This is a genomic window from Rhizobium sullae (assembly GCF_900169785.1).
Taxonomy (GTDB): domain Bacteria; phylum Pseudomonadota; class Alphaproteobacteria; order Rhizobiales; family Rhizobiaceae; genus Rhizobium; species Rhizobium sullae.
The window spans coordinates 1-339 of record NZ_FWER01000214.1 but is presented as its reverse complement, the minus strand read 5'-3'; the positions used below and the strand labels follow the sequence as shown (position 1 = coordinate 339).

Annotated in this window: 1 protein-coding gene and 1 pseudogene; both read left to right on the top strand. The window is 64.3% G+C overall.

The window, feature by feature from the left end; all coding sequences use genetic code 11:
• Positions 1–83 (top strand): annotated as a pseudogene (locus BN1800_RS43755) (YeeE/YedE family protein); the annotation flags it as partial.
• Positions 80–339: DUF6691 family protein (locus tag BN1800_RS39830; protein ID WP_342210330.1), on the top strand; the 260-nt coding region annotated here is incomplete at its 3' end. The pseudogene BN1800_RS43755 and the gene BN1800_RS39830, both read left to right, overlap by 4 nt.

The following is a 339-nucleotide window of genomic DNA, read 5'->3' as shown; positions in this document are numbered from 1 at the left end:
CGCCGCGATCGATGGTGGCGGTCGCCACGTTCCTGACGGCCGGCGTGTTTGCCGTCGCAGTTCTGCGAGGTCTCGGACTATGAACAGGAACATCTACCAGTTCGGGGCCGCTCTCGCCTCGGGCATCGTCTTCGGTTTTGGCCTGTCTTTATCCGGCATGCTGAACCCGGCCCGCGTCCAGGGCTTCCTCGACGTGTTCGGCGCATGGGATCCGAACCTTGCCTTCGTCCTCGGCGGCGCCGTCGTCGTCGCCTTCATCGGCCTGCAGGTGATGAAGCGTATGCGGCATCCAGCCTTCGACGACAGTTTCCATGTGCCTACGAGCCGGCGGATCGACGC